This is a genomic window from Rhodococcus sp. G6(2025) (assembly GCF_058628105.1).
On record NZ_CP179750.1, the window covers coordinates 2,633,277 to 2,653,816 of the forward strand.

Genomic DNA, 20,540 nt, shown 5'->3' on the forward strand with positions numbered 1-20,540 from the left:
GGGGCTCCCGTCTCGCCTGTGCTTCGAGTGTGCTGGCACCGACTGTAGGTGAGTTGACGCTGTGGCCGGTGTCGGCACCGTTGCCTAGGCTGGTTTCGTGAGCGTCGCCGACAGCGATACCGCGGTGTCGTCCGGGGCCTTCCGGCGCCCGGCGGAACCGTTGCGCGCGCTGGTCACGGGGTACGACGGGTATCGGCTGGCCGGTTTCGAGCCCGGCATCCACCTCGGTCTGCCGTCGCCCTTCCTCACGGTGATCGTGACGATCGACGAGCCGCTCGACATCGCCGCCCAGGCGACGCCCGAGCAGGCGCCCGGTCGTTTCGACACTCTGGCCAGCGGCATCGCCACGGCACCGGTGACGATCCGGCACGACGGCAACCAGCACGGCGTCCAGTTGGCCCTCAGTCCTCTCGGCGCCCGGGCGCTGCTGGGGGTCCCCACGGCAGCGCTCGGCGCCTGGGTCGTCGGGCTCGAGGACCTGCTCGGTCCCGACGCGGGGGAACTGACCGAACGGCTGTCGCTCGAAACCGGCTGGGACGAGCGGTTCGCGATCCTCGACGAGGTCCTGACGCGCCGCGCGGCGCCGGCGGAGATCGACCCGCACCTCACCCGCGCCTGGCAGCTGCTCGTCGCCGGCGACGGCGCCCGGGTCGGTGACGTCGCGCACGACGTCGGCTGGAGCCGAAGACATCTGGTGAACAAGTTCGTCGCGGAATACGGCGTGACACCCAAGGACGTGGTGCGGTTGTCCCGTTTCCACCGCTCGCACCGGATGCTCAAGGGTGCCGCCGGGGCGACACTCGCCGACGTGTCCGCGTCGTGCGGGTATTACGACCAGGCGCACATGGCGCGGGACTGGCGCGACCTCGCGGGCGTCGCGCCGTCGCGGTGGCGCGAGATCGACCCGTTCTCATTCGTCCAAGACCCCTACCACGACGACGGCGCAGAGTGATGACATGACTACTTCGACGCACACCACATATGTGTGGCCCACCCTCGTCTACCGCGACGCGCGGGCCGCGATCCGCTTCCTCGTCGACGCCTTCGGGTTCGCCGAGAACGCGGTGTACGGCGAGGGCGACCAGGTCGATCACGCCGAACTCGGCTGGCCCAAGGGCGGCGGGATCATGCTCGGCTCGCCCAGTGAGGACTCGGTCATCAGCGACCTGCCGCCGGGGACGGGCTCGGTGTACCTCGTCGTCGACGACCCCGACGCGCTCCACGAGCGCGCCGTGGCCGCCGGCGCCACGATCGTCCGCAGACTGCGGGACGAGGACTACGGATCGCGCGGCTTCACCTGCCGCGACCCCGAGGGCGTGTTCTGGAGTTTCGGCACCTACACCGGCTCGTAGATCCGCCCGATCACGCCCGGTGCCCGGCCGGGACCTCCTCGCCGGGCTTCGGCGGAGGTGGCGGCGTGCCGTCCCCGAACGGCCTGCCGCCGAGTTGTTCACGCCCGTGTGGCTCGAGCCAGCCGGACAGGTCTGGCCCCTTCGGCACGATCCGGGTGGGATTGATGTCGGTGTGCACGATGTAGTAGTGCTGCTTGATCTGGGTGAAGTCGATGGTGTCGCCGAACCCGGGTGTCTGGAAGAGATCGCGGGCATAACTCCACAGCACGGGCATCTCGTCGAGTTTGTTCCGATTGCACTTGAAATGGCCGTGATAGACCGCGTCGAACCGGGCCAGGGTGGTGAACAGGCGCACGTCGGCCTCGGTGATCGTGTCGCCGACGAGGAACCTGCGGTCGGTCAGACGGTCCTCGAGCCAGTCGAGGCGGGCGAACAGGCGGTCGTACGCGGATTCGTACGCCTCCTGGGAGCCGGCGAAACCGCACCGGTACACCCCGTTGTTGACGTCGCGGAACACGAGATCGGCGACCTCGTCGATCTCGTCGCGCAGCGGCTCGGGGTACAGGTCGGGCGCGCCCTCGCGGTGGTACTGCGTCCATTCCGAGGACAGATCCAGGGTGATCTGCGGGTAGTCGTTGGTGACCACCTGCCCGGTGGGGACGTCGACGATCGCGGGCACGGTGATGCCGCGGGGGTAGTCCGGGAAACGTGCGAAGTACGCGTCCTGCAGGCGCGGGATCTTCAGCACGGGGTCGAGCCCGTCCGGATCGAGATCGAAAGTCCAGCTGCGCTTGTCGTGGGTGGGGCCGCACAGTCCCATGGACAACGCGTCCTCGAGTCCGAGAAGTCGCCGGACGATGATCGCGCGGTTGGCCCACGGGCACGCCCGAGCGGCGACGAGGCGGTAGCGGCCCGGTTCGACCGGATAGCCGTCGCGGCCGTCGGCCGTGATGCGGGTGGGGATGTAGTGGGTGTCGCGCGTGAACTCGGCGCCGGATTCGACGTAGGCGCCTTCCGTGCTGTGCGGTTCTGCCGTTCGTTCTGTCATGGTCGACTCGTCCCCGTCCTTCGATGTCTCTCAGAGCGTACTTCGGGAGATCGTGACCGCGGCATACGTTCCCAGTTCCCGGTACCCGGCCCGAGCGGCGAGCGCGCGCGAGGCCAGATTGTCGCGGGGTGAACGACATTGGGCGATCAGGCCGCTGTCGAGCGCGTCGTCGGTGGCGATCCCGGCGACCGTGGCGCCCAGTCCCCGCCGCCGGAACGCCGGCGCCGTCAGCACACCGACATCGGCGAGGAAACCCTGGAACTCGGCGTACCCGGCGGAACTGACCGGTTGCTGCGCGTCGTCGAGAATCGTGAACCATCGGTCGCGGTCACCCAGGCGGGCCTCGGTGACGTCGTCCGGGGGACACGCCTCCTCGACCTGCCGGACGTGGTCGTGTTCGTGGGAGACGAGCGGTGGCCGCCCGGTCGCCGGGTCCTGGTAGTCGGTGCCGAACGCGAGCGCCACGGGACCGGCGCACCGTCCGGACCGATCCTGGGTGAGGGCGAGCAGGGTTGCGGATTCGGTCAGTTCCTCCGACGTGTGCCCGTCGGCGCGCTCGATCGCCCACCGCGGTCCGACGAGCGCGCACGTCTCGCCCAGGCGCAGGAAGCGGATCGTGTCCGTGTCGTCGTCGACCCGGACGGCGCGGTCGTCGGCGCCCGGCCGGGTGGACAGAGCGTCATCGGGTAATCCCAGTTCGCGTGACCAGGCGAGTCGAATGATGTCGAGGTGATGGGAGTCCACCGGACCCACGGTAACCGCTTGTTCCCCATCCGCCCGGACGGTATATTCCACGTGGAGTAATTCGACGTGGAGTAGTGGAGGTGGTGACAATGGCACTCACGCCGCTCGGTGTCACCATCCTCGGTCTGCTGTGTGAGCGGACGATGCATCCGTACGAGATGTACCAACTCGCCGCCGCCCGGCGTGGACGCGTCGTGAAGATCCGGCCGGGGTCGCTGTATCACACCGTGAGCAGGCTCGAAGGCGAAGGGCTGGTGCGCACCACCGGTACCGACCGGGCGGGAAACCGGCCCGAACGCACCATGTACGAGGTCACCGAGGCGGGCCGGGAAGCGCTCGTCCACCGGGTCAGCGACATGCTCGCCACCCCGGTGCACGAGTACCCGCAGTTCCCGCTCGCACTGGCGGAGGCGCACAACGTCGCCGCCCCCACCGTGGTGGAACTGCTCCGGCAACGGCTCGATCACCTCACCCGCGAAATCGACGAACTCGAGACCGCTGCCGCGCTCGCCTGTTCCACCGAGACCCCCAGGATCTTCCTCCTCGGCAACGAATTTCTCGTCACCGTTGCCCGCGCGGAGCACGAATGGCTCAGCGCCCTGGTGGCCGACATCGACTCCGGAGCCCTCCCGTGGCTTTCGCCGGAACTTCTCGAACGACTGACACACTCACGCCGGATCCCATCCGGTTCAGTAAAGGATTGATGATGGACACCGAGCGCACCGCACCACCCACGTCGCCACCCGAGCATCGAAATCCGTGGCCGGCCCTGTGGGCCCTCGTCATCGGCTTCTTCATGATCCTCGTCGACAGCACCATCGTCGCGGTGGCCAACCCGGCGATCATGAACGACCTGCACACCGACATCAACAAGGTCGTCTGGGTCACCAGCGCGTACCTGCTGGCGTATGCGGTGCCGCTGCTGGTCACCGGTCGACTCGGTGATCGGTTCGGTCCCAAGAACATCTACCTGATCGGGCTCGTCCTGTTCACCGGTGCGTCGCTGTGGTGCGGCCTCTCCGGCACCATCACCATGCTCATCGTCGCCCGGGTCTTCCAGGGACTGGGCGCCGCACTGATGACGCCGCAGACGATGGCCGTCATCACCCGCACGTTCCCGCCGGACCGCCGCGGCACCGCGATGGGTCTGTGGGGCGCCGTCGCGGGTGTCGCCACCCTGGTGGGACCGCTGGCGGGCGGCGTCCTCGTGGACAACCTCGGCTGGGAGTGGATCTTCATCGTCAACGTGCCCGTGGGCGTGATCGCGTTCGTGCTGGCCTGGCGACTGGTGCCGTCGCTCGAGACCCACGAGCACAAGTTCGACATCCCCGGGGTCGTGCTCAGCGCGCTCGGCATGTTCTTCCTCGTGTTCGGAATCCAGGAAGGCAGCTCCTACGACTGGTCGGCGACCGTGCTGGCGTCGATCGGCGCCGGCCTCGTCCTACTCGGCGTCTTCGTCTGGTACCAGTCCTGGAACAAGAACGAGCCGCTCCTGCCCCTGGGCCTGTTCAAGGACCGCAACTTCTCGCTCGCCAACGTGGCGATCACCTCGATGGGATTCGCGATCACCGCGATGGTCCTGCCGCTGATGTTCTACACGCAGGCGGTGCGGGGTCTGTCGCCCACACGGTCGGCCCTGCTGCTCGTGCCCATGGCCGTCCTCACCGGCGTGTTCGCCCCGTTCATCGGCAAGCTCGTGGACCGCACCCACCCGCGGTACATCGCGGGCGCCGGATTCCTGCTGTTCTCGATCGCACTCGCCTGGCTGTCCATGGTCATGTCACCCGACGTGGCGATCTGGGAACTGCTGCTGCCCATCGGACTGATCGGCCTCGCCAACGCGTGTATCTGGTCGCCGCTCGCGGCCACGGCCACGCACAACCTTCCGCCCCATCAGGCGGGCGCCGGAGCAGGCGTGTACAACACGACCCGCCAGGTCGGCGCCGTCCTCGGCAGCGCCGCGATCGGCGCACTCATCACGGCCCGCCTGTCCGCTCAGGGGCTGAACGCCGACAGCCAGGAGGCCGGTGTGGGGGAGATGCCCGAGTTCGTGAAGGAACCGTTCGCGACGGCGATGTCGCAGTCGATCTGGTTGCCCGCGGCCGTCCTGCTGATCGGTTTCCTCGCCTCGGTGTGCTTCGCGCGACCGTTGCGCGAGAAGAAGCCCGGAGTCAGTGCGGGCGACGCAGCCAGTCGGGAAACATCACTGCAGGGTTGAGGTAGTCCGCGGGATCGAACGCCTGCTTGATCGTCCACATCGCGGTGATGTCCTCGCGGCTGAGGGAGAGGTACAGGTAGTTGCGCTTGTGTGCGCCGACGCCGTGCTCGGACGCGATGTTGCCGCCGTGATCGCGGATCAGTTCCGTGACCGGCAGGTACAGCACGGACTCGTCGGGGCAGCGCAGCACGTTGAGGTGGACGTTGCCGTCGGCGACGTGCCCGAAGAGCACCGGGATCGCGTCAGGTGCCCGGCTCGTCACCATTGGGACCGCGTCGGCGACGAACGCGGCGAGGGTGTCCAGTGGGAGGGCGGCGTCGAACTTGAGCGGGGGCCCGAACAGTCCGACCACGTCCGCGAACGCATCCCGCGCCGCCCACACGCGGGCGCGGCCTGCGGGATCGATCCCGACAGCGGGTTCGTCGTCGGGATCGCACTGCTCCAGGGCCTCGGCCAGGTCGTCGGTGAGGTCGCGCCCGCCGGCCAGTTCCACGAGGAGGTACCACGGCAGACCCGTGGGGACCGCGAAACCCAGCCGCGAGGAGGCCAATTCGAGCCCACGGCCGTCGAGCATCTCCACGGCGTCCACCCCCTCGAGCCGCCGGACGACGCGAGCGGCGTCGATCAAGCTGGATAGTTGCGCGAAGCCCGCGAGGGCGGTCACACGGAACTCGGGCACGGGGTGGAGTGCGAGATCGACGGTCGTGACCACACCGAGCGTGCCCTCGCTGCCGACCCACAGCGCGGGCAGGTCGTATCCGCAGTTCTCGGCGCCCACCCGCATGCTGCGCCGCACGATCGCCCCGTCGGGCAGCACCACTTCCAGGCCCAGCACCTGGGCCGACATATGGCCGTACCGCACGGTGTGCAGCCCACCGGCATTGGTCGACACCATGCCGCCGATCGTCGCGGTATCGCGGGACGCGATGTCGACGCCGAACAGCAGTCCGGCGTCGGACGCGGTGTGCCGGAGTGTCGAGAGGGTGACCCCGGCGCCGACGGTGACGCGCAGGTTCTCGCGGTCGACGGCGCCGACCGCGGTCAGCCGTTCCGTCGACAGCAGTACGTCATCGTGCTCGGGAACCGTTCCCGCTTCGAGGCCGGTGCGGCCACCCTGCACGGTGACCTTCACCCCGGCTCGGCGGCAGATGTCCAGCACGGCCGAGACTTCCGCGGCATCTGCGGGCCGGACGAGTGCGCTCGCCCGCCCGCTGTAGCGCCCCGTGTGGTCGGTGGCGCGGGCGGCGAGCACGTCCGCGTCCACGGTCACGAACCGATCACCGACGGCGTCGGCCAGCGCCGCGCGCAGCGAGTCCACACCCCGATCGTAGGCGGAACACGTGTGGCAGTCTGGCGGCATGACTGAGCCTGCAGCCGCGCATCCCACCCGACTCGAGCGTGTCCGTACCGACGCCGGCGCCGAGATCGCGATCCTGACGTTCGCCCACGGCGCACTGAACCTCTTCGATCAGGCGATGTTCGACGCCGTGCAGGCCGACGTCGCGGCGCTCGCCGAGGATCCGCCGCGCGCGGTGCTGCTGCGCGCCGAGGGCAAGGTGGTCTCCGCAGGGGTGGACGTCCACGTGTTCGACGGGCTCACCGCGGAACAGGGCGCGGACCTGTGGCAGGAGTTGTTCGCCGAGATCTGCCATCCGCTCGAGGCGCTGCCGTGCCCCGTCGTGTACTCGGCGCACGGACTGACGCTGACCGCCGCCTTCGAGATCGCGCTCGCCTGCGACATCATCCTCGCCGCACCGAAGGCGAAGTTCGGACTGGTCGAGACGGTGGTGGGGCTGACTCCGTCGATGGGCGGTCCGCAGCGGCTGGCCGAGCGGGCGGGGTCCGGCCGCGCCCGGGAACTGGTGATGACCGGTGACCTGTACGACGCCGCGACACTGCGCGACTGGGGTGTGGTCAACGCCGTCCACGAGGACGTCGACGCGGAGGCCCGCGCCCTCGTCGCACGCCTGGCGGACGGGCCGACGCGCGCACACGACGCCACGAAGCAGATCATCTCCGCGTGGCGGTCGGGTGGAGTCGCGCACGCCGACTCGATCACACCCGACGTGTCGGGTGCCCTGTTCGAGACCGACGACCTCGAGGGTGCGGTACGCAGCTTCCTCGACTTCGGACCGGGCAAGGCGACGTACCGCGGACGGTAGGCGTCGGCGATCCGCTCCCCGCAACTGTGACGGGCGTCATATAGTCGTGGCAACGTCCCGGTCGCGCAGCAGTGTCGTCAGCGGAGGTGCAGATGCCGTCGTCCCTCGTCGAGTACCCGAGTAGTGGTCCCTTCTTCCACGACGACCGGGTGGTCCGTGGCCGCGACGGCCTGCTCCGGTACGGCGGGCTCAACCCGTCGCTCACCGAGCTGCTCGACATCTCCGTGCACCGCTACGCGGGCCGGGTCGCCGTCGAGGAGGACGGTGGCCGGTCTCTCACGTTCTCGCAACTGTGGACGTCCGCGGCGCGGGTGGCCGGCGGGCTGAAGTCGAAGGGCGTCGAGATCGGCGACCGCGTCGCCGTCCGGCAGCCCGTGGGGGTTCGCTGGGTCGAGGCGTTCCTCGGGGTGTTGCTCGCCGGCGGCGTGCCGGTCGGGGTGAGCCCGGCACTCGACGACGCGCAGACCGGTGAGGTGCTCGCCGACAGCGAGTCGGTGCTGATCCTCGACGGCGAACTGCCGGAGGGCATCTCGTTCATCGACGACGGCGCGAGCCCCGACGAGCTGGTGCTGCTGTCGTACACGCCTGGCCCGTCGGAGTCCCCGACGGGTGTGGAGCTGAGCAACGAGAACGTCCTCTCGACCATCGAATCCGTGCTCCACGCGCGCGGGTTCAGCTCCGAGGGACTGCGGAATCTCCTCGTCGAACCCGAACTGCACACCGTCGGATCGCTCGTCGAACTTCTCTCGACGTTGGTGGTGGGCGGAACGGTCCTGCTGACTGGGAGCACCGACGCCGCGTCGTGGCGCGGCACCGGTGCCGACGTGCTCACCGCGGCGCCCGCCGTCCTCCTGCGGGCCGTGGAGACCTCGCGGGTGACGAGCTTCGGCCGGCGCGCGGTGCGCTGGATCGACTACAGCGGCTCCGGACTGTCCCTGGAGCAGTCGCAACTGCTCCGGCGGACGTTCCCTGCGGCCAGGCACTTCCTCGGATGGGGAATGACCGAGACGTGCGGCGCCGGGCTGGCGCTGCCCGACGAGTGCGCTCTGACACACGCGGGCAGCGTGGGCGTCGCGTTCGGCGGGATGGAGGTGGCCCTCCTCGGACCCGACGCCGGCCGCGGTGTCGGCGAATTGCTCTGCCGCGGTCCGGGAGTCAGCCGCGGCTACTGGAACCGGCCCGAGGTCACCGCGAGAACCTTTACGGGTGGCTGGTTTCACACCGGCGACACCGCGAATATCGACGGCGACGGCTTCGTCCGTATCGTCGACCGCGACACCGCTGCCTAGGTGGTGCGAAAGGCAGGTATCCACCCGTGAGCTCTCCCGTCGCCGAGCTGCACATGCACATCGAGGGTTCCCTCGAACCCGAGCTGATCTTCGCGCTGGCCGAACGGAATTCCGTGCAGCTGCCGTACACGGACCTCGACGATCTCCGGTCGCGGTACGAGTTCACCGATCTGCAGTCGTTCCTCGACCTGTACTTCGCCAACATGCAGGTGCTGCGGACGGCGCAGGACTTCGCGGACCTCACCCGCGCCTATTTCGCGCGGGCGTCGGCGGGCGGCGTCGCGCACGTGGAGTTCTTCTTCAACCCGCAGGCCCACGTCAATCGTGGTGTGCCGCTGGACGAGGTGCTCGACGGAATCATGGACGCGGTGGGCACCAGCGAGCGGGAGTTCGGCCTCAGCAGCGCTGCGATCGCCGCGATCCTGCGGGACCGTCCCGTGCACGAGGCGGAGGAAGTGTTCTCGGAGATCATCCGGTTGCAGACACCGATCGTCGGGCTCGGGCTGGACTCGGCCGAGGTGGGAAACCCGCCGTCGCTGTTCGAGGACGTGTTCGCCCGCGCCCGGTCGGAGGGGCTGCACGTGGTCGCCCACGCAGGCGAGGAAGGCCCGCCGGAGTACATCTGGCAGGCGCTCGACCTCCTCGGCGCCGAGCGCATCGACCACGGGGTGCGGGCGCTCGAGGACCCGGCGCTCGTGGCGCGTCTGGTGGACGAGGAGGTGCCGCTGACCGTGTGCCCGCTGTCGAACGTGCGACTGTGCGTCGTCGACTCGCTGTCCGAGCACCCGTTGCGGACCATGCTGGAGGCGGGTCTGCTCGTCACCGTGAACTCCGACGACCCCGCGTACTTCGGCGGGTACGTCGACGACAACTTCGCCCAGCTGCGGGATCAGCTCGGCCTCACCGATGCCGAGCGGGAAACTTTGGCGCGCAACTCGATCAAAGCGTCGTTCGCGAGCGACGCGCGCAAGGCGCAACTGCTCCGCGGCTGACGGTCCCCGCCGTCAGTCGATCAGCCCCGAGCCGCCGAGACCGGCGACGACGGCCAGGACGTCCCGGTCGCGGCCGTGCGGGCCGACCAGGCAGAGGCCGACGGGAACTCCGTCGTCGGTGCGCAACGGCACGGTCGCGTTGGGCAGTCCGGAGATGGTCGCGAGGCACGTGAGCATGCCGGTGGCGCGCATCGTGTTCCGGAACCGGTCACCGCTGGGGTAGCTTGTCCGCTCGGGGGCCGTGGAGGAGGTCGCCGGCAGCAGGAGCAGGCTGTCGCCCACATACGCGGTGATCGTCTGCGACGCCTCGCCGAGCTTGATCAGCTTCCGGCCGTACGTGGATTCCCAGATGCGGCTCGCATCGGCGAAATTGCGGCCGGGTTCGTCGCCGAGCGACGTCATCGCCCCGCTCACCCAGTCGCCGTGCAGCCGCCACGCCTCGTAGCCCTGCACGGCGACGACGGCGTCGTACCAGTCGGGAAGCCGGCCGATGTCCGTGTCGGTCCACGTCAGCCGGGGGAGGGAACTCTTCTCCCACGCGGTGAGGGCGCGCCGCACCGCACCGAGCGCCCCCGCCTCGGCGACGGCGTTGATGCCGTCCGAGGTGAGCGCGCTACGGAACGGAGACTCCGCCGTGAGCGGGAGAAGCGCGCCGGAGACCGCGACGAGGGTGTCGAGGTCGCCGCAGACCCACGCCGGGGTATCGAACGTGGGGGACAGCGGAAACAGCCCGTCGGTGGAGACGGCGCCCCGGGACGGTGCGAAGCCGTACAGGCCCTGATACGAGGCGGGGATGCGGACGGAACCGGTGGTGTCGATACCCACTCCGATGTCGGCGGCGCCCTGCGCGACCGCACTTGCGGCGCCCGACGTGGCACCGCCGGGCAGGCGGTCCTCGGCGCGGGCGTTGGGCGGCGTGCCGAATTGCTGGTTGATGCCCGAATGCCCGTAACCGAGGTCGTCGGTCTGCGCCAGACCGACGACCCGGGCGCCCTGACCGAGGAGGCGCGCCACCACTGCGGCGGTACCCGTCTCGACAGGAGCCTCGGCGAGCCGCCGTCCGCTGCCCGCGCCGATCTGCTGTCCCGCAACGGCGTACAGGTCGGTGACCGCGAGTCGCATGCCGGCGAGGGGCCCGTCACCAGTTGGCGCGACCAGCGGATCGCCCTGCACGCGCCACGTCGCCTTGTCGACCGGCGCGAACTCGGACACCGCTCCGCCGCCCGGAACGGACAAGCCGTCGGGAAGCGGCGGAACCTCCGGGTCGTGCAGGCGTTCCCCGCACGCGCCGAGCATCACGGCACCGATCGCCGCTGCACCGGACGCACCCGCGACGCGTAGGAAGTCGCGGCGGTCGAAAGATCGACTGGGGGCCACCTAGCTCACGTTAGCGACCCAGGACCTGCTGGAGGTACGCGTTGCCGAACATTCGCTCGGGGTCGTACTTGTCGCGCACGGCGACGAACTCGTCGAAGTTCGGATACGCGGGCCGCAAGTCGTCGGCGGTGCGGCCGTGCATCTTGCCCCAGTGCGGTCGCCCGTCCACTTCCCTTGCGATGGCCTCGACCGCGGCGAAGTACGGCTCGTGATCTCGGCGATGGTACTGGTGCACCGCGATGTACGCCGTGTCCCGGCCGTTCGCCGTCGACAGCCACACGTCGTCGCCCGCGGCGAACCGGACCTCGACGGGGAACGCGACCGTGAAACCGGACTTCTCCATCCACGCATCGATCGCCGCGAGAGTGTCGGGGAGGGCCTCGGTGGGAACCGCGTATTCCATCTCCCGGAACTTGACCCGGCGCTCCGACGCGAAGACGCGGTAACTGCGGTCGGTGAACTCGCGCGCGCTCAGCATGCGCGACGACAGCCGGTTGATCTTCGGGATCGTCGTCGGGGCAAGGCCTGCGACCCTGTTGATGCCCTCGAACAGGACATTCGCGAGCAGTTCGTCGTCGACGTAGGCCCGGACCGGGTGGAGGGGAGAAACCGGGGTGTCACCGGGTAGCCGGGTGTTGCGTTTCGTCAGCACGCGGCGGGTGTGGGGAAACCAGTAGAACTCGAAGTGGTCGATCGTGGTGCGGTCGTGGTCGAGCCGGTCGAGGATGGCGTCCAACGACTCGGGCTTCTCGACGGCGTGCATCACGTAGTGCGGCACGCACTGGATCGTGACCTTCGAGATGATGCCCACGGCGCCGAGTCCCAGCCGTGCCGCCTCGAACAGTTCGGGATTGTCGGTGGGGGAGCAGTCGGCCACCGAGCCGTCCGCCAGCACCACCTGCAGGGCGCGGACCTGGGTGGCGAGACCTCCGAAACGCGCGCCGGTGCCGTGGGTTCCGGTGGACAGCGCACCTGCGACGGACTGCACGTCGATGTCGCCCAGGTTGATCATCGCCAGGCCACGGTGCCAGAGTTGCTCGCTCAGGTCGTGCAGCCGCGTGCCGGCGAGGACGGTGACGAGGGCGCCCGCCGGTTCGTCGAGGGTGACGGATTCGATCCCGGTGAGGGCGTCGAGGCTGACGAGGATCCCGTCGGTGACGGCGACCCCGGTGAAGGAGTGACCCGACCCGACGGCCTTGACCCGCTCTCCGTGCTCCGCGGCACCGGAGACGAGCGCGCTGAGTTCCTCCACCGAGCGCGGAGTCGCGAAGCGCAGCGGGTTCGCCGTCTCGGTGCCCGCCCAGTTGCGCCATGTGTCCTGTGCCATTCGCCCATCATGAACCTGGACGCTCGTCCAGGCAAATGGCGGGTTGGTCGGGCGTCCGTGTTGGTCGCGGGCGGGCCCCCCGCAGGTTCTACGATCAGAGGATGCTGAACAGGCTTCCTGCGGACGAACGTCGTGCCCAACTCGTCGAGTCGGCGCTGGCCATCGCGGAGCAGCGCGGCGTCGCGTCGGTCACGGTGCGTGCCGTGGCGGAGGAGGCGGGCGTCTCGCTCGGTGTGGTGCACTACTGCTTCGAGAGCAAGGAGGAGCTCCTCGCGGCGATGGGTGAGAGCCTGATTCTGCAGCTCAGCGCGTCGATGCGACTGGCGTTCGGTCAGGTGCGGCACGCGCCGGACCTGCGCGGGATCGACGGTCTGCGCGAACTCCTCCACATCGGGATCAGCGGAATGTGGCCGATCATCGAGGCCACCCCGGACCGTCAATTGCTGACGTACGAGATCACCGCGCAGGCCCTGCGGCACCGCGCGTCCGGGAGTGAGCGTGCCGGCGACATCGCCGGTCAGCAGTATCGGACCATGGACGAGGAGGCGATCGAGTTCCTCGCCGAGTGCGCCCGCATCGCCGAAGTCGGCTGGGCCACCCCGGTCGAGGCGATCGCGCGGTTCGGTCTGGCCATCCTGGACGGGCTCGTGCTGCGGTGGCTCGTGGACCGCGACAGCGAGGCGATGATCGCGGCGCTGGACGACATGGTGCACGTGATCGCGTCGAAGGCGGTCGAGCGGGCCTGATCGGGTCCGATGTCGATCTGGACAATCGTCCAACTCGGTGGTTGACTGGCGTCGCAGACCGATGGACAAGATTGGACGAACTGTGACGCCCACGCTCGACCGTCTCATCGCCTCGACCACCGAGGTCGACCCGCCGCTGGCCGCGCTCGACCTGACCACGCTGCGCGCCAACGCCGCCGACCTGGTGCTGCGCGCGGGCGGCACGCCCGTCCGCGTCGCCAGCAAATCCGTTCGCTGCCGCGCGGTACTCCAGGTCGCACTGGGGGAGAAGCTCACCGGGGCCGGCGGGTTCCGCGGGATCATGGCGTATTCACTGCGCGAGGCGATCTGGCTCGCCCGCCGCGGCGCGGACGACATCCTCATGGGCTACCCGACGGCCGACCGCGGTGCCCTCGCCGAACTCGCAGCCGACCCCGAACTGCTGAACCGGATCACGTTGATGGTCGACAGCGACGACCACCTCGACTTCGTTCTCGCCGCGGCCGGCACCACCTCCCTCCGGGCCCGGCTGTGCATCGACGTGGACGCCTCGCTGCGGCTCGGCCCCCTCCACATCGGGGTCCGCCGTTCCCCGCTCCGCGAACCGTCCGCCGTCGCCGCCTTCGCGAAGCGCGCCGCGGGGCGGGGGTTCGCCGTCGTCGGCGTCATGTTCTACGAAGCGCAGATCGCGGGTCTGCCCGATTCCAGTCCACCGATCGGCTGGATGAAGCGGGCGTCCGCGAATGAACTCGCGACCCGTCGCGGTGCCGTGGTGAACGCCGTGCAGTCGGAGGTCGGGGTGCTCGAAATCGTCAACAGCGGGGGCACCGGCTCGCTCGAGGTGAGCTCCGCGGACCAGGTAGTGACGGAGGTGACGGCCGGTTCCGGCCTGTACGTCCCGACGCTCTTCGACAGGTACCGCGCGTTCCGTCCGCACCCGTCGCTGTACTTCGCCCTGTCGGCGGTCCGACGGCCGACCCCCGGCATCGCGACGCTGTTCGGCGGCGGCTACATCGCCTCCGGTCCCGCCGGGGGCAGTCGCGTGCCCAAGCCGGTGTGGCCCCCGCGGCTGAAGCTACTGCGCAACGAAGGCGCCGGCGAGGTCCAGACCCCGGTGACCGGAAAGGCGGCAGCGGATCTCGCCATCGGCGACCGGGTGTGGTTCCGGCACGCGAAGGCCGGCGAGCTGTGCGAGCGGTTCACCGAGGTGCACCTCGTCGAGTCGGACGGCTCCCGCACCGTGGTGCCCACCTACCGCGGCGAAGGTCAGTGCTTCGGCTGACCGGTGAGCCGCATGAAGGCACCCAGCTCGGTCAGACCTTCCGGGGTGCTCGGCATGTACTGCGTCAACGATTCCGACCGGATGATGATCGCCGCCCACTTGCCGCGGGACACCGCCACGTTCATCCGGTTCCGCGACAGCAGGAACGACATGCCGCGCGGCACGTCCTCGATCGCCGACGCGGTCATCGACACGATGGCAACGGCAGCCTCCCGCCCCTGGAACTTGTCGACCGTGCCCACCTCGACCTTGTCGAGACCGACCGCGGCCAGATCACGTTCGATCAACCCGACCTGCGCGTTGTACGGCGCCACCACCAGGATGTCGGACTCGTCGAGTGGGCGGGTGCCCTCGAACTCGCTGGGATCGGTCCACCCGGAACCGAGCAGCTTAGTGATCCGGTTGACCACCTCCCGCGATTCCTCCGGGGATTGGGTGGCGTTGCCCTGGTGGTCGACGAAGACGGTGTGCACACCCGGCTCCAAGCCGTCGAGTCGCCGTGCGACACTGGCCGATTCCTGCGAACGCAGCTTGCCATCGTAGGACAGCGTCGACACGGGTGCGCACAGTTCCGGGTGCATCCGCCACGTGCGTTCGAGGAAATAGCCCCGACTCGCGGGCAGAGCCCCGTGCCCCTCGGCGAGCCACCCCAGGGCCGACGCGTCCACCGGTTCCGGATGGGTGCCCTGGCTGACCTGCGGAAGTTGCTGGGGGTCGCCGAGAAGCAGGAGGTTGCGGGCCGCGCCGCCCACCGCAATGGTGTTGGCGAGAGCGAACTGCCCGGCCTCGTCGATGACCAGCAGATCGAGGCTGCCGGGCGGAACGCGGTCGGTGTTCGCGAAATCCCAGGCGGTCCCGCCGATCACGCAGCCCGTGTCCTCGGCCTGGTCGATGAAACCGGGGTAGTCGTTGGAGCTGATGTCGGTCCACGTCGCGGCGCGATGCCGCCCGTCCTTCTTCGCGACGAGTTCGGCGGGGAGCCCGGCCTTCACGACGCCGCCGAGCATGTTCTCGATCACCGAATGCGACTGTGCGACCACGCCGATCCGCCAGTGGTGCTGCTCGACGAGCGCCTTGATCACCCGGGCCCCGGTGTACGTCTTGCCGGTGCCGGGAGGTCCCTGCACCGCGACGTACGAGTCTTCGAGGTCGAGTAATGCCGCGGTGATCGCGCCCGCGTAGTCCGTGCCGTCGACGGGCGGGAACGGGTTCCCGCTCCGGGTGCGCGGGTCGGACCGCCGCAGAATGTCCACCGGCGCGCACAGCGGAAGCTCCGGCAGCGGGGAGCACATGTCGTCCGCGGCCACCGCAATGGACGATTCGATGCGGTCGGTCGTGATCGGGGGACCGGGGGTGATCGCCGTCGGAAGTTGCACGTACTCCTCGCCGTTCAGGAGTTCCTCGACGATCACCACGTCGCGGCGCCTGCCGTCCTTCCCGACGTCGAGCACGTTGACCGTGCACGTTCCCCGCTGCTGCGGATTGTCGCCCGCGACCGCCTCGGGTGCGGGAGTGTCGTACAGCGCGTACATCGTGGTCTTGGGCCCCACCGTGCTCCCGGTCCCGAAACGGCCGGTGAGCTGCAGGCGCCGGCGCAGCTTGCGCTGCCGCGGACTGCTCTTGTGCCAGTTCTCCTCGACGACCGCGGACGACACCACCAGAACGTCCCGGATGTCCGACAGTTCGTCGTGCGGCACGACCAGCCGGTCGAAGTGCGCCCACCAGAACGGTTTCCGCTCGCGGCGGTGGTAGCCGACCGCAGCAGCCATGAGCGCGGCCGCCTGCTGGTCGTGCCCCCGATGCTCGCTCGGTCCGTGCCCGGCGAACTCGCGCAACGCCGCCTCCGCGGGGGTGCAGTCCTCGGTCACCGGGGTGGGCCCGTCGCCGGGCGGCCGGAGAGCCACGCCGTGCGTCTCCGCCTGCCCGATCAGCCAGTCGCGCAGCCGCAGCGTGGAATCGCAGTCGTACTCGTTGTAGTCGGCGATGCCCTGCAGCAGCGCGCGTGCCTCGTCCTCCCGGCCGTTGTCGCGGTGATCGCAGTAGTCGGCGTACGCGACCACCGACGCGGCGGCATTGGTGACGTCGCCGTCGCGCGGCTGCTCCGGCATGTACAGCGGTTCGAGTTTCTTGATGCTGTAGGACCGTTCACCGATGCGCAGGCACCCGCGCACCACCGGATACAGGTCGACGAGGACGTTGTCGCGCAGCAGGGTGTCGACGGTCTCCTCGCCGACGCCGTGCCGTCCCGCCAGCCGCAGCAGCGCCGACTTCTCGTACGCGGCGTAGTGGTAGATGTGCATGTTCGGGTACTGCTGACGGCGCGCGGTGACGTAGGCGAGGAAGTCGACGAGTGCCTGCCGCTCCTCGGCGCGGTCGTGTGCCCAGAACGGCCGGAACACGGCGGCGTCGGCGGGACCCTCGACCACACCGAAGAGGTATTCGAGACCCCAGTCCGTGGATCCGTTCTCGGCCCAGAGCGGGTCTCCCTCGAAGTCGAAGAAGATGTCGCCGTCGTCCGGTTCGGGTAGCCCGCCCAGAGCCTGCGGGGCGTACACCTGGAACTCGGGGGTGCCCGAGGACTCCTGCCGCAACTGCAGGGCCGCCTGCGCGCGCAGCGATTCGAGGGTGCGCTCGGGGAGGCCCTCGACGCTGCCCGCATGCGCGGCGAGGGCGTCGAGTGTGCCGATCCCGGCCGCGATCAGCCGGCTCCGCTGCGTCGTGCGCATTCCGGCCACCAGCAGGAGGTCGCGGTGCTGCTCCACCTCCGGGGTGCACGTGTCGCACCGGCCGCACGCCGTGTACCGGGGGTCGCCCCACTCCGCGAGCGACTGCTCGTCGCGGTGCTCGTCGAGAATTCGTTCGAGCGAGGACCGTCGCGCGGAGTACACGGGAACGATGTCGCCGAGCGAGTGCGCCGAGTCGCTGTCGTCGCCGAGCAGCAGGTGGACGTCGGGGGACGTCGGGATCCCGTTGCCGGCCAGCGCTTCCGCGTACGCGGCGAGCTGCAGCAGGGCCGACACTTTCGCGTGTCGTGACAGTTTGGTGTCGTAGACGGCATACGTGTCGCCGTCGCGGACGAGGAAATCGCAGAAACCCAGGAAGCGGCCGTCGAAGAACGTCCCCTGGTACACGACGTCGGCGCCGCCGCGGATCGCCTCCACGGTGGCCAGGTTCGCGTCGAACAGACCCAGCGCGGTGTATTCGGGACGGTCCATCGTGACCACCCCGTCGCCGTACTCGGCTCGGAACTGCTCGAGCCGGCGATGTTCGTGCGCATCGCCGAGGCTCGACGTCCGTCGCAGCATCGGATCGTCGTCGACGGATGGGGCGGCGGAACCGGCGCCGGCGAGCCCGAGCGTGGCGTCCAACCGGCGCAGCAACGCGAACTCGCAGGTGGCGGCCGCGGAGAGGTCGCTGGCGCTGTAGACGATGGTGTCGTCGAGGAGGAACACAGCTACGTCCCCAGTTCTGCCGGTGAGTTCACCCGGCCGATTGTGCCATCGGGGTGCGACAGGCCCAGAATGGCAGCCATGCCCTTCTTCGACGGCCACTCCGGACGAGTCCACTACCGGCACTGGAGCGCGGTGGGAGGACCTGTCGCCCAGTTGGTGTTTCTCCACGGCATGGGGCAGCACACGGGTCACTACCACCGGTTCGCGCGCGGACTGACGCCTGCCGGAATCGGGGTGTGGGGAATCGACCAGGCCGGTCACGGATTGTCCGAAGGCGACCATCCGGGATCGGTGGCGGACCTGGCGGAGGACGCCGCGCTTCTCACCGGCCTCGCCGGCAGGCACGCGCCGGATGTTCCGCTCGTGCTCATGGGGCATTCGCTCGGTGCCGCGGTCTCGATGGAACTTCTCGCGTCCGGTGACTCCGGTTTCCGGGGCGCGATTCTGTGCGGGACACCGAAGACCGCCGCCGTGCAGCAGACGGCGGACGCGCTCGGGTCACTCGGGATACCGCTGCTCGCGGTGCACGGCGTGGACGACCGCATCGCACCTATCGACCCCGTCCGGGACTGGGCGGCGGGGATCGCATGCCTCGAATTCCGGGAGTTCGACGACGCCGGCCACGACCTGCTTCACGAGAAGGTCCACACATCCGTGACCGCGGTGGTCCGCGACTTCATCCTCGGCGCTGCGCACCCGTGAGTGCGCGAGGAGTCTCTGCACTCCTCGAGCACTCACGGGCGGCGGAGCCGCCTACGCGTAGATGGCCTCGATGGCCGCGCCGTGCTCCTTGTGGATGACGTTCCGCTTGAGCTTCAGCGTGGGCGTGAGCTCACCGGTCTCCTGCGTGAAGTCGACCTCGAGGATGCGGTACTTCTTGATCCGCTCCGGGTTGGACACCTTCTTGTTGCCCTCGGCCACGGCCTCGTCGATCTCGGCGACCAGGTCGGGGTTCTTCACCAGGTCGGACACCGGGGTGTCGGCGGCCAGCCCGTGGCGTTCCTTCCAGCCCGGGAGGGTTTCGGAATCGAGGGTGATCAGCGCGCCGATGAACGGCTTGCCGTCGCCGACGACGAGGCACTGGCTGATCAGCGGGTGCGCGCGGAGCGCGTCCTCGAGGACCGCGGGCGCGACGTTCTTGCCGCCCGCGGTGACGATGATTTCCTTCTTACGGCCGGTGATCGAGATGTAGCCCTCTTCGTCGATCGAGCCGAGGTCGCCGGTGTGGAACCAGCCGTCCCGGATCGAATCCGCGGTGGCCTGCTCGTTGTGCCAGTACCCGCCGAAGACGACGGGACCCTTCAGGAGCAGTTCGCCGTCCTCGCCGATCTTCGCGGCGTGACCGTCGATCGGCTTGCCGACGGTGCCGACCTTCTGCGCGCGGGTGGTGTTCACGGAGATGGCGGCGCTCGTCTCCGTGAGGCCGTAGCCCTCGTATACGGGGACGCCGATGCCGCGGAAGAAGTGACCGAGGCGTGCACCGAGCGCGGCGCCACCGGAGACGGCGCGGTCGCACTCGCCGCCGAGAGCGGTGCGCAGCTTCGAGTAGACGAGCTTGTCGAACAGGGCGTGCTTGAGCTTGAGACCGAGCCCGGCGCCGCCGTTGTCCTGCGCCTCGCTGTACGCGATGGCGGTGGCGGACGCCTTCTCGAAGATGCTGCCCTTGCCGCCGTCGTACGCCTTCTGCTTGGCGGAGTTGTAGACCTTCTCGAACACGCGCGGCACCGACAGGATGAAGTGCGGCTTGAACGCGGCGAACTGGTCGAGCAGCGTGGTGAGGTCGGCGGTGTGCGCGACCGTGACCTTGGCGTCGAACGCACCGAAGGAGATGGCGCGAGCGAAGACGTGCGCGAGGGGCAGGAACATCATGGTGCGCCTGCCGGCGTACATCGCGTCGCTGAGCGCCAGCTTCACGGCCGCGGACTCTGCGTAGAAGTTGGAGTGGGTCAACTGCACGCCCTTGGGGCGGCCCGTGGTGCCCGACGTGTAGATGAGGGTCGCGGGGGAGGACGCGCGCACCTGGTGACGACGCTCGTGCAACTGCTCGTCGGTGACGCCTTCGCCGCGCTTCGACAGCTCGTCGATCGCGCCGCCCTCGATCTGCAGGACCTCACGCAGGTCCGGCGCTGCGTCGGTGACGACCTTCAGCGCGTCGGCCTGCTTGGCATTCTCGACGACCAGCAGCGATGTGCCGGAGTCTTCGAGGATCCACTTCGCCTGATCGGGTGCGGACGTTTCGTAGATGGCGACGGTGCACCCGCCTGCCGTCCAGATCGCGTAGTCGATGACGACCCACTCGTACCGGGTCGCCGACAGGATCGCGACGCGGTCGCCGAGCTCGACGCCGGAAGCGATGAGGCCCTTCGCGACGGCGGACACCTGCTCCGCGAACTCGGCGGCGGTGACGTCTACCCACCCGCCGTTGCCGGGGCGCTTGAACGGAACGAACTTCGGGTCTTCCTCGGCATGACGGAAGACCGTGTCCGCCATGGAGGCGTCCTCCGGAATTGAGAACGACTGCGGTACCGAGAATTCACGCACTATGACCCCTCCACTGAAACGACATGACGGA

17 protein-coding genes are annotated in these 20,540 nt (G+C 69.2%); 10 read left to right on the forward strand and 7 right to left on the reverse strand.

The window, feature by feature from the left end; all coding sequences use genetic code 11:
- The first annotated feature begins 97 nt into the window (after positions 1–97).
- Both ACLIVD_RS11955 and ACLIVD_RS11960 read left to right on the forward strand, forming a co-directional pair.
- The gene (locus ACLIVD_RS11955) at positions 98–952 is read left to right on the forward strand and encodes a helix-turn-helix domain-containing protein (protein ID WP_491932502.1); all 855 of its coding nucleotides are present in this window, start codon (positions 98–100) and stop codon (positions 950–952) included.
- Positions 953–956: 4 nt separating this feature from the next.
- Positions 957–1,352, forward strand: coding sequence for a VOC family protein (locus ACLIVD_RS11960; RefSeq protein ID WP_491932503.1), 396 nt, complete (start codon positions 957–959; stop codon positions 1,350–1,352).
- A gap of 10 nt (positions 1,353–1,362) precedes the next feature.
- Here the strand turns inward: ACLIVD_RS11960 and ACLIVD_RS11965 are convergent, their stop codons facing one another.
- Positions 1,363–2,400, reverse strand: a complete 1,038-nt coding sequence (locus tag ACLIVD_RS11965) for a glutathione S-transferase family protein (protein WP_317567996.1) — start codon at positions 2,398–2,400, stop codon at positions 1,363–1,365.
- A gap of 30 nt (positions 2,401–2,430) precedes the next feature.
- Positions 2,431–3,153: a GNAT family N-acetyltransferase gene (locus ACLIVD_RS11970; protein WP_271214199.1), complete on the reverse strand. Its 723-nt coding sequence runs from the start codon at positions 3,151–3,153 to the stop codon at positions 2,431–2,433.
- Positions 3,154–3,233: 80 nt separating this feature from the next.
- Between ACLIVD_RS11970 and ACLIVD_RS11975 the strand changes: the two genes are divergently transcribed.
- Together ACLIVD_RS11975 and ACLIVD_RS11980 are read left to right on the forward strand one after the other, a co-directional pair.
- Positions 3,234–3,848, forward strand: a complete 615-nt coding sequence (locus ACLIVD_RS11975; RefSeq protein WP_283354790.1) for a PadR family transcriptional regulator — start codon at positions 3,234–3,236, stop codon at positions 3,846–3,848.
- Between the two features lie 2 nt (positions 3,849–3,850).
- A complete protein-coding gene (locus tag ACLIVD_RS11980; protein WP_280783537.1) occupies positions 3,851–5,362 on the forward strand; it encodes an MFS transporter in 1,512 nt (503 codons plus the stop codon).
- Here the strand turns inward: ACLIVD_RS11980 and ACLIVD_RS11985 are convergent.
- The gene (locus ACLIVD_RS11985; RefSeq protein WP_491932504.1) at positions 5,316–6,680 is read right to left on the reverse strand and encodes an FAD-binding oxidoreductase; all 1,365 of its coding nucleotides are present in this window, start codon (positions 6,678–6,680) and stop codon (positions 5,316–5,318) included. The genes ACLIVD_RS11980 and ACLIVD_RS11985 overlap by 47 nt on opposite strands.
- 40 nt (positions 6,681–6,720) lie before the next feature.
- Here ACLIVD_RS11985 and ACLIVD_RS11990 point away from each other — a divergent pair, with 40 nt between their 5' ends.
- The 3 genes from ACLIVD_RS11990 to ACLIVD_RS12000 all read left to right on the forward strand — a co-directional run bounded on the left by ACLIVD_RS11990 (position 6,721) and on the right by ACLIVD_RS12000 (position 9,805).
- Positions 6,721–7,524: an enoyl-CoA hydratase/isomerase family protein gene (locus tag ACLIVD_RS11990; RefSeq protein WP_283354788.1), complete on the forward strand. Its 804-nt coding sequence runs from the start codon at positions 6,721–6,723 to the stop codon at positions 7,522–7,524.
- Between the two features lie 92 nt (positions 7,525–7,616).
- Positions 7,617–8,813: a class I adenylate-forming enzyme family protein gene (locus ACLIVD_RS11995; protein WP_283354787.1), complete on the forward strand. Its 1,197-nt coding sequence runs from the start codon at positions 7,617–7,619 to the stop codon at positions 8,811–8,813.
- Between the two features lie 26 nt (positions 8,814–8,839).
- The gene (locus tag ACLIVD_RS12000) at positions 8,840–9,805 is read left to right on the forward strand and encodes an adenosine deaminase (protein WP_491932505.1); all 966 of its coding nucleotides are present in this window, start codon (positions 8,840–8,842) and stop codon (positions 9,803–9,805) included.
- 12 nt (positions 9,806–9,817) lie between these two features.
- On the opposite strand, the gene ACLIVD_RS12005 is transcribed toward ACLIVD_RS12000, so the two are convergent.
- Entirely contained in the window at positions 9,818–11,182 is a 1,365-nt protein-coding gene (locus tag ACLIVD_RS12005; protein WP_491932506.1) for an amidase family protein, read from the reverse strand.
- Between the two features lie 10 nt (positions 11,183–11,192).
- Positions 11,193–12,509 (reverse strand): D-arabinono-1,4-lactone oxidase, encoded by a 1,317-nt coding sequence (locus ACLIVD_RS12010; protein ID WP_283354785.1) that lies wholly within the window; start codon positions 12,507–12,509, stop codon positions 11,193–11,195.
- A gap of 101 nt (positions 12,510–12,610) precedes the next feature.
- Between ACLIVD_RS12010 and ACLIVD_RS12015 the strand changes: the two genes are divergently transcribed.
- Both ACLIVD_RS12015 and ACLIVD_RS12020 read left to right on the forward strand, forming a co-directional pair.
- Positions 12,611–13,255 (forward strand): TetR/AcrR family transcriptional regulator, encoded by a 645-nt coding sequence (locus tag ACLIVD_RS12015; RefSeq protein ID WP_105412733.1) that lies wholly within the window; start codon positions 12,611–12,613, stop codon positions 13,253–13,255.
- A gap of 61 nt (positions 13,256–13,316) precedes the next feature.
- Positions 13,317–14,516, forward strand: coding sequence for an amino acid deaminase/aldolase (locus ACLIVD_RS12020; protein ID WP_491932507.1), 1,200 nt, complete (start codon positions 13,317–13,319; stop codon positions 14,514–14,516).
- Here the strand turns inward: ACLIVD_RS12020 and ACLIVD_RS12025 are convergent.
- Entirely contained in the window at positions 14,501–17,968 is a 3,468-nt protein-coding gene (locus ACLIVD_RS12025; RefSeq protein ID WP_491932508.1) for a TM0106 family RecB-like putative nuclease, read from the reverse strand. The two genes, ACLIVD_RS12020 and ACLIVD_RS12025, sit on opposite strands and share 16 nt — an antisense overlap.
- Positions 17,969–18,046: 78 nt before the next feature.
- Between ACLIVD_RS12025 and ACLIVD_RS12030 the strand changes: the two genes are divergently transcribed.
- Positions 18,047–18,670: an alpha/beta hydrolase gene (locus ACLIVD_RS12030; RefSeq protein WP_280783548.1), complete on the forward strand. Its 624-nt coding sequence runs from the start codon at positions 18,047–18,049 to the stop codon at positions 18,668–18,670.
- A 51-nt stretch (positions 18,671–18,721) separates the two neighbouring features.
- Here ACLIVD_RS12030 and ACLIVD_RS12035 read toward each other — a convergent pair whose 3' ends face one another.
- The gene (locus tag ACLIVD_RS12035) at positions 18,722–20,509 is read right to left on the reverse strand and encodes an AMP-dependent synthetase/ligase (RefSeq protein ID WP_491932509.1); all 1,788 of its coding nucleotides are present in this window, start codon (positions 20,507–20,509) and stop codon (positions 18,722–18,724) included.
- Positions 20,510–20,540: the final 31 nt, after the last annotated feature.

Excerpts from the sequence above, each read along its gene's own strand:
- ACLIVD_RS11960 (WP_491932503.1), top strand. The coding sequence starts at position 957 with ATGACTACTTCGACGCACACCACATATGTGTGGCCCACCCTCGTCTAC.
- ACLIVD_RS11965 (WP_317567996.1), bottom strand. The coding sequence starts at position 2,400 with ATGACAGAACGAACGGCAGAACCGCACAGCACGGAAGGCGCCTACGTC.
- ACLIVD_RS11975 (WP_283354790.1), top strand. The coding sequence starts at position 3,234 with ATGGCACTCACGCCGCTCGGTGTCACCATCCTCGGTCTGCTGTGTGAG.
- ACLIVD_RS11980 (WP_280783537.1), top strand. The coding sequence starts at position 3,851 with ATGGACACCGAGCGCACCGCACCACCCACGTCGCCACCCGAGCATCGA.
- ACLIVD_RS11990 (WP_283354788.1), top strand. The coding sequence starts at position 6,721 with ATGACTGAGCCTGCAGCCGCGCATCCCACCCGACTCGAGCGTGTCCGT.
- ACLIVD_RS11995 (WP_283354787.1), top strand. The coding sequence starts at position 7,617 with ATGCCGTCGTCCCTCGTCGAGTACCCGAGTAGTGGTCCCTTCTTCCAC.
- ACLIVD_RS12010 (WP_283354785.1), bottom strand. The coding sequence starts at position 12,509 with ATGGCACAGGACACATGGCGCAACTGGGCGGGCACCGAGACGGCGAAC.
- ACLIVD_RS12015 (WP_105412733.1), top strand. The coding sequence starts at position 12,611 with ATGCTGAACAGGCTTCCTGCGGACGAACGTCGTGCCCAACTCGTCGAG.
- ACLIVD_RS12020 (WP_491932507.1), top strand. The coding sequence starts at position 13,317 with ATGGACAAGATTGGACGAACTGTGACGCCCACGCTCGACCGTCTCATC.
- ACLIVD_RS12030 (WP_280783548.1), top strand. The coding sequence starts at position 18,047 with ATGCCCTTCTTCGACGGCCACTCCGGACGAGTCCACTACCGGCACTGG.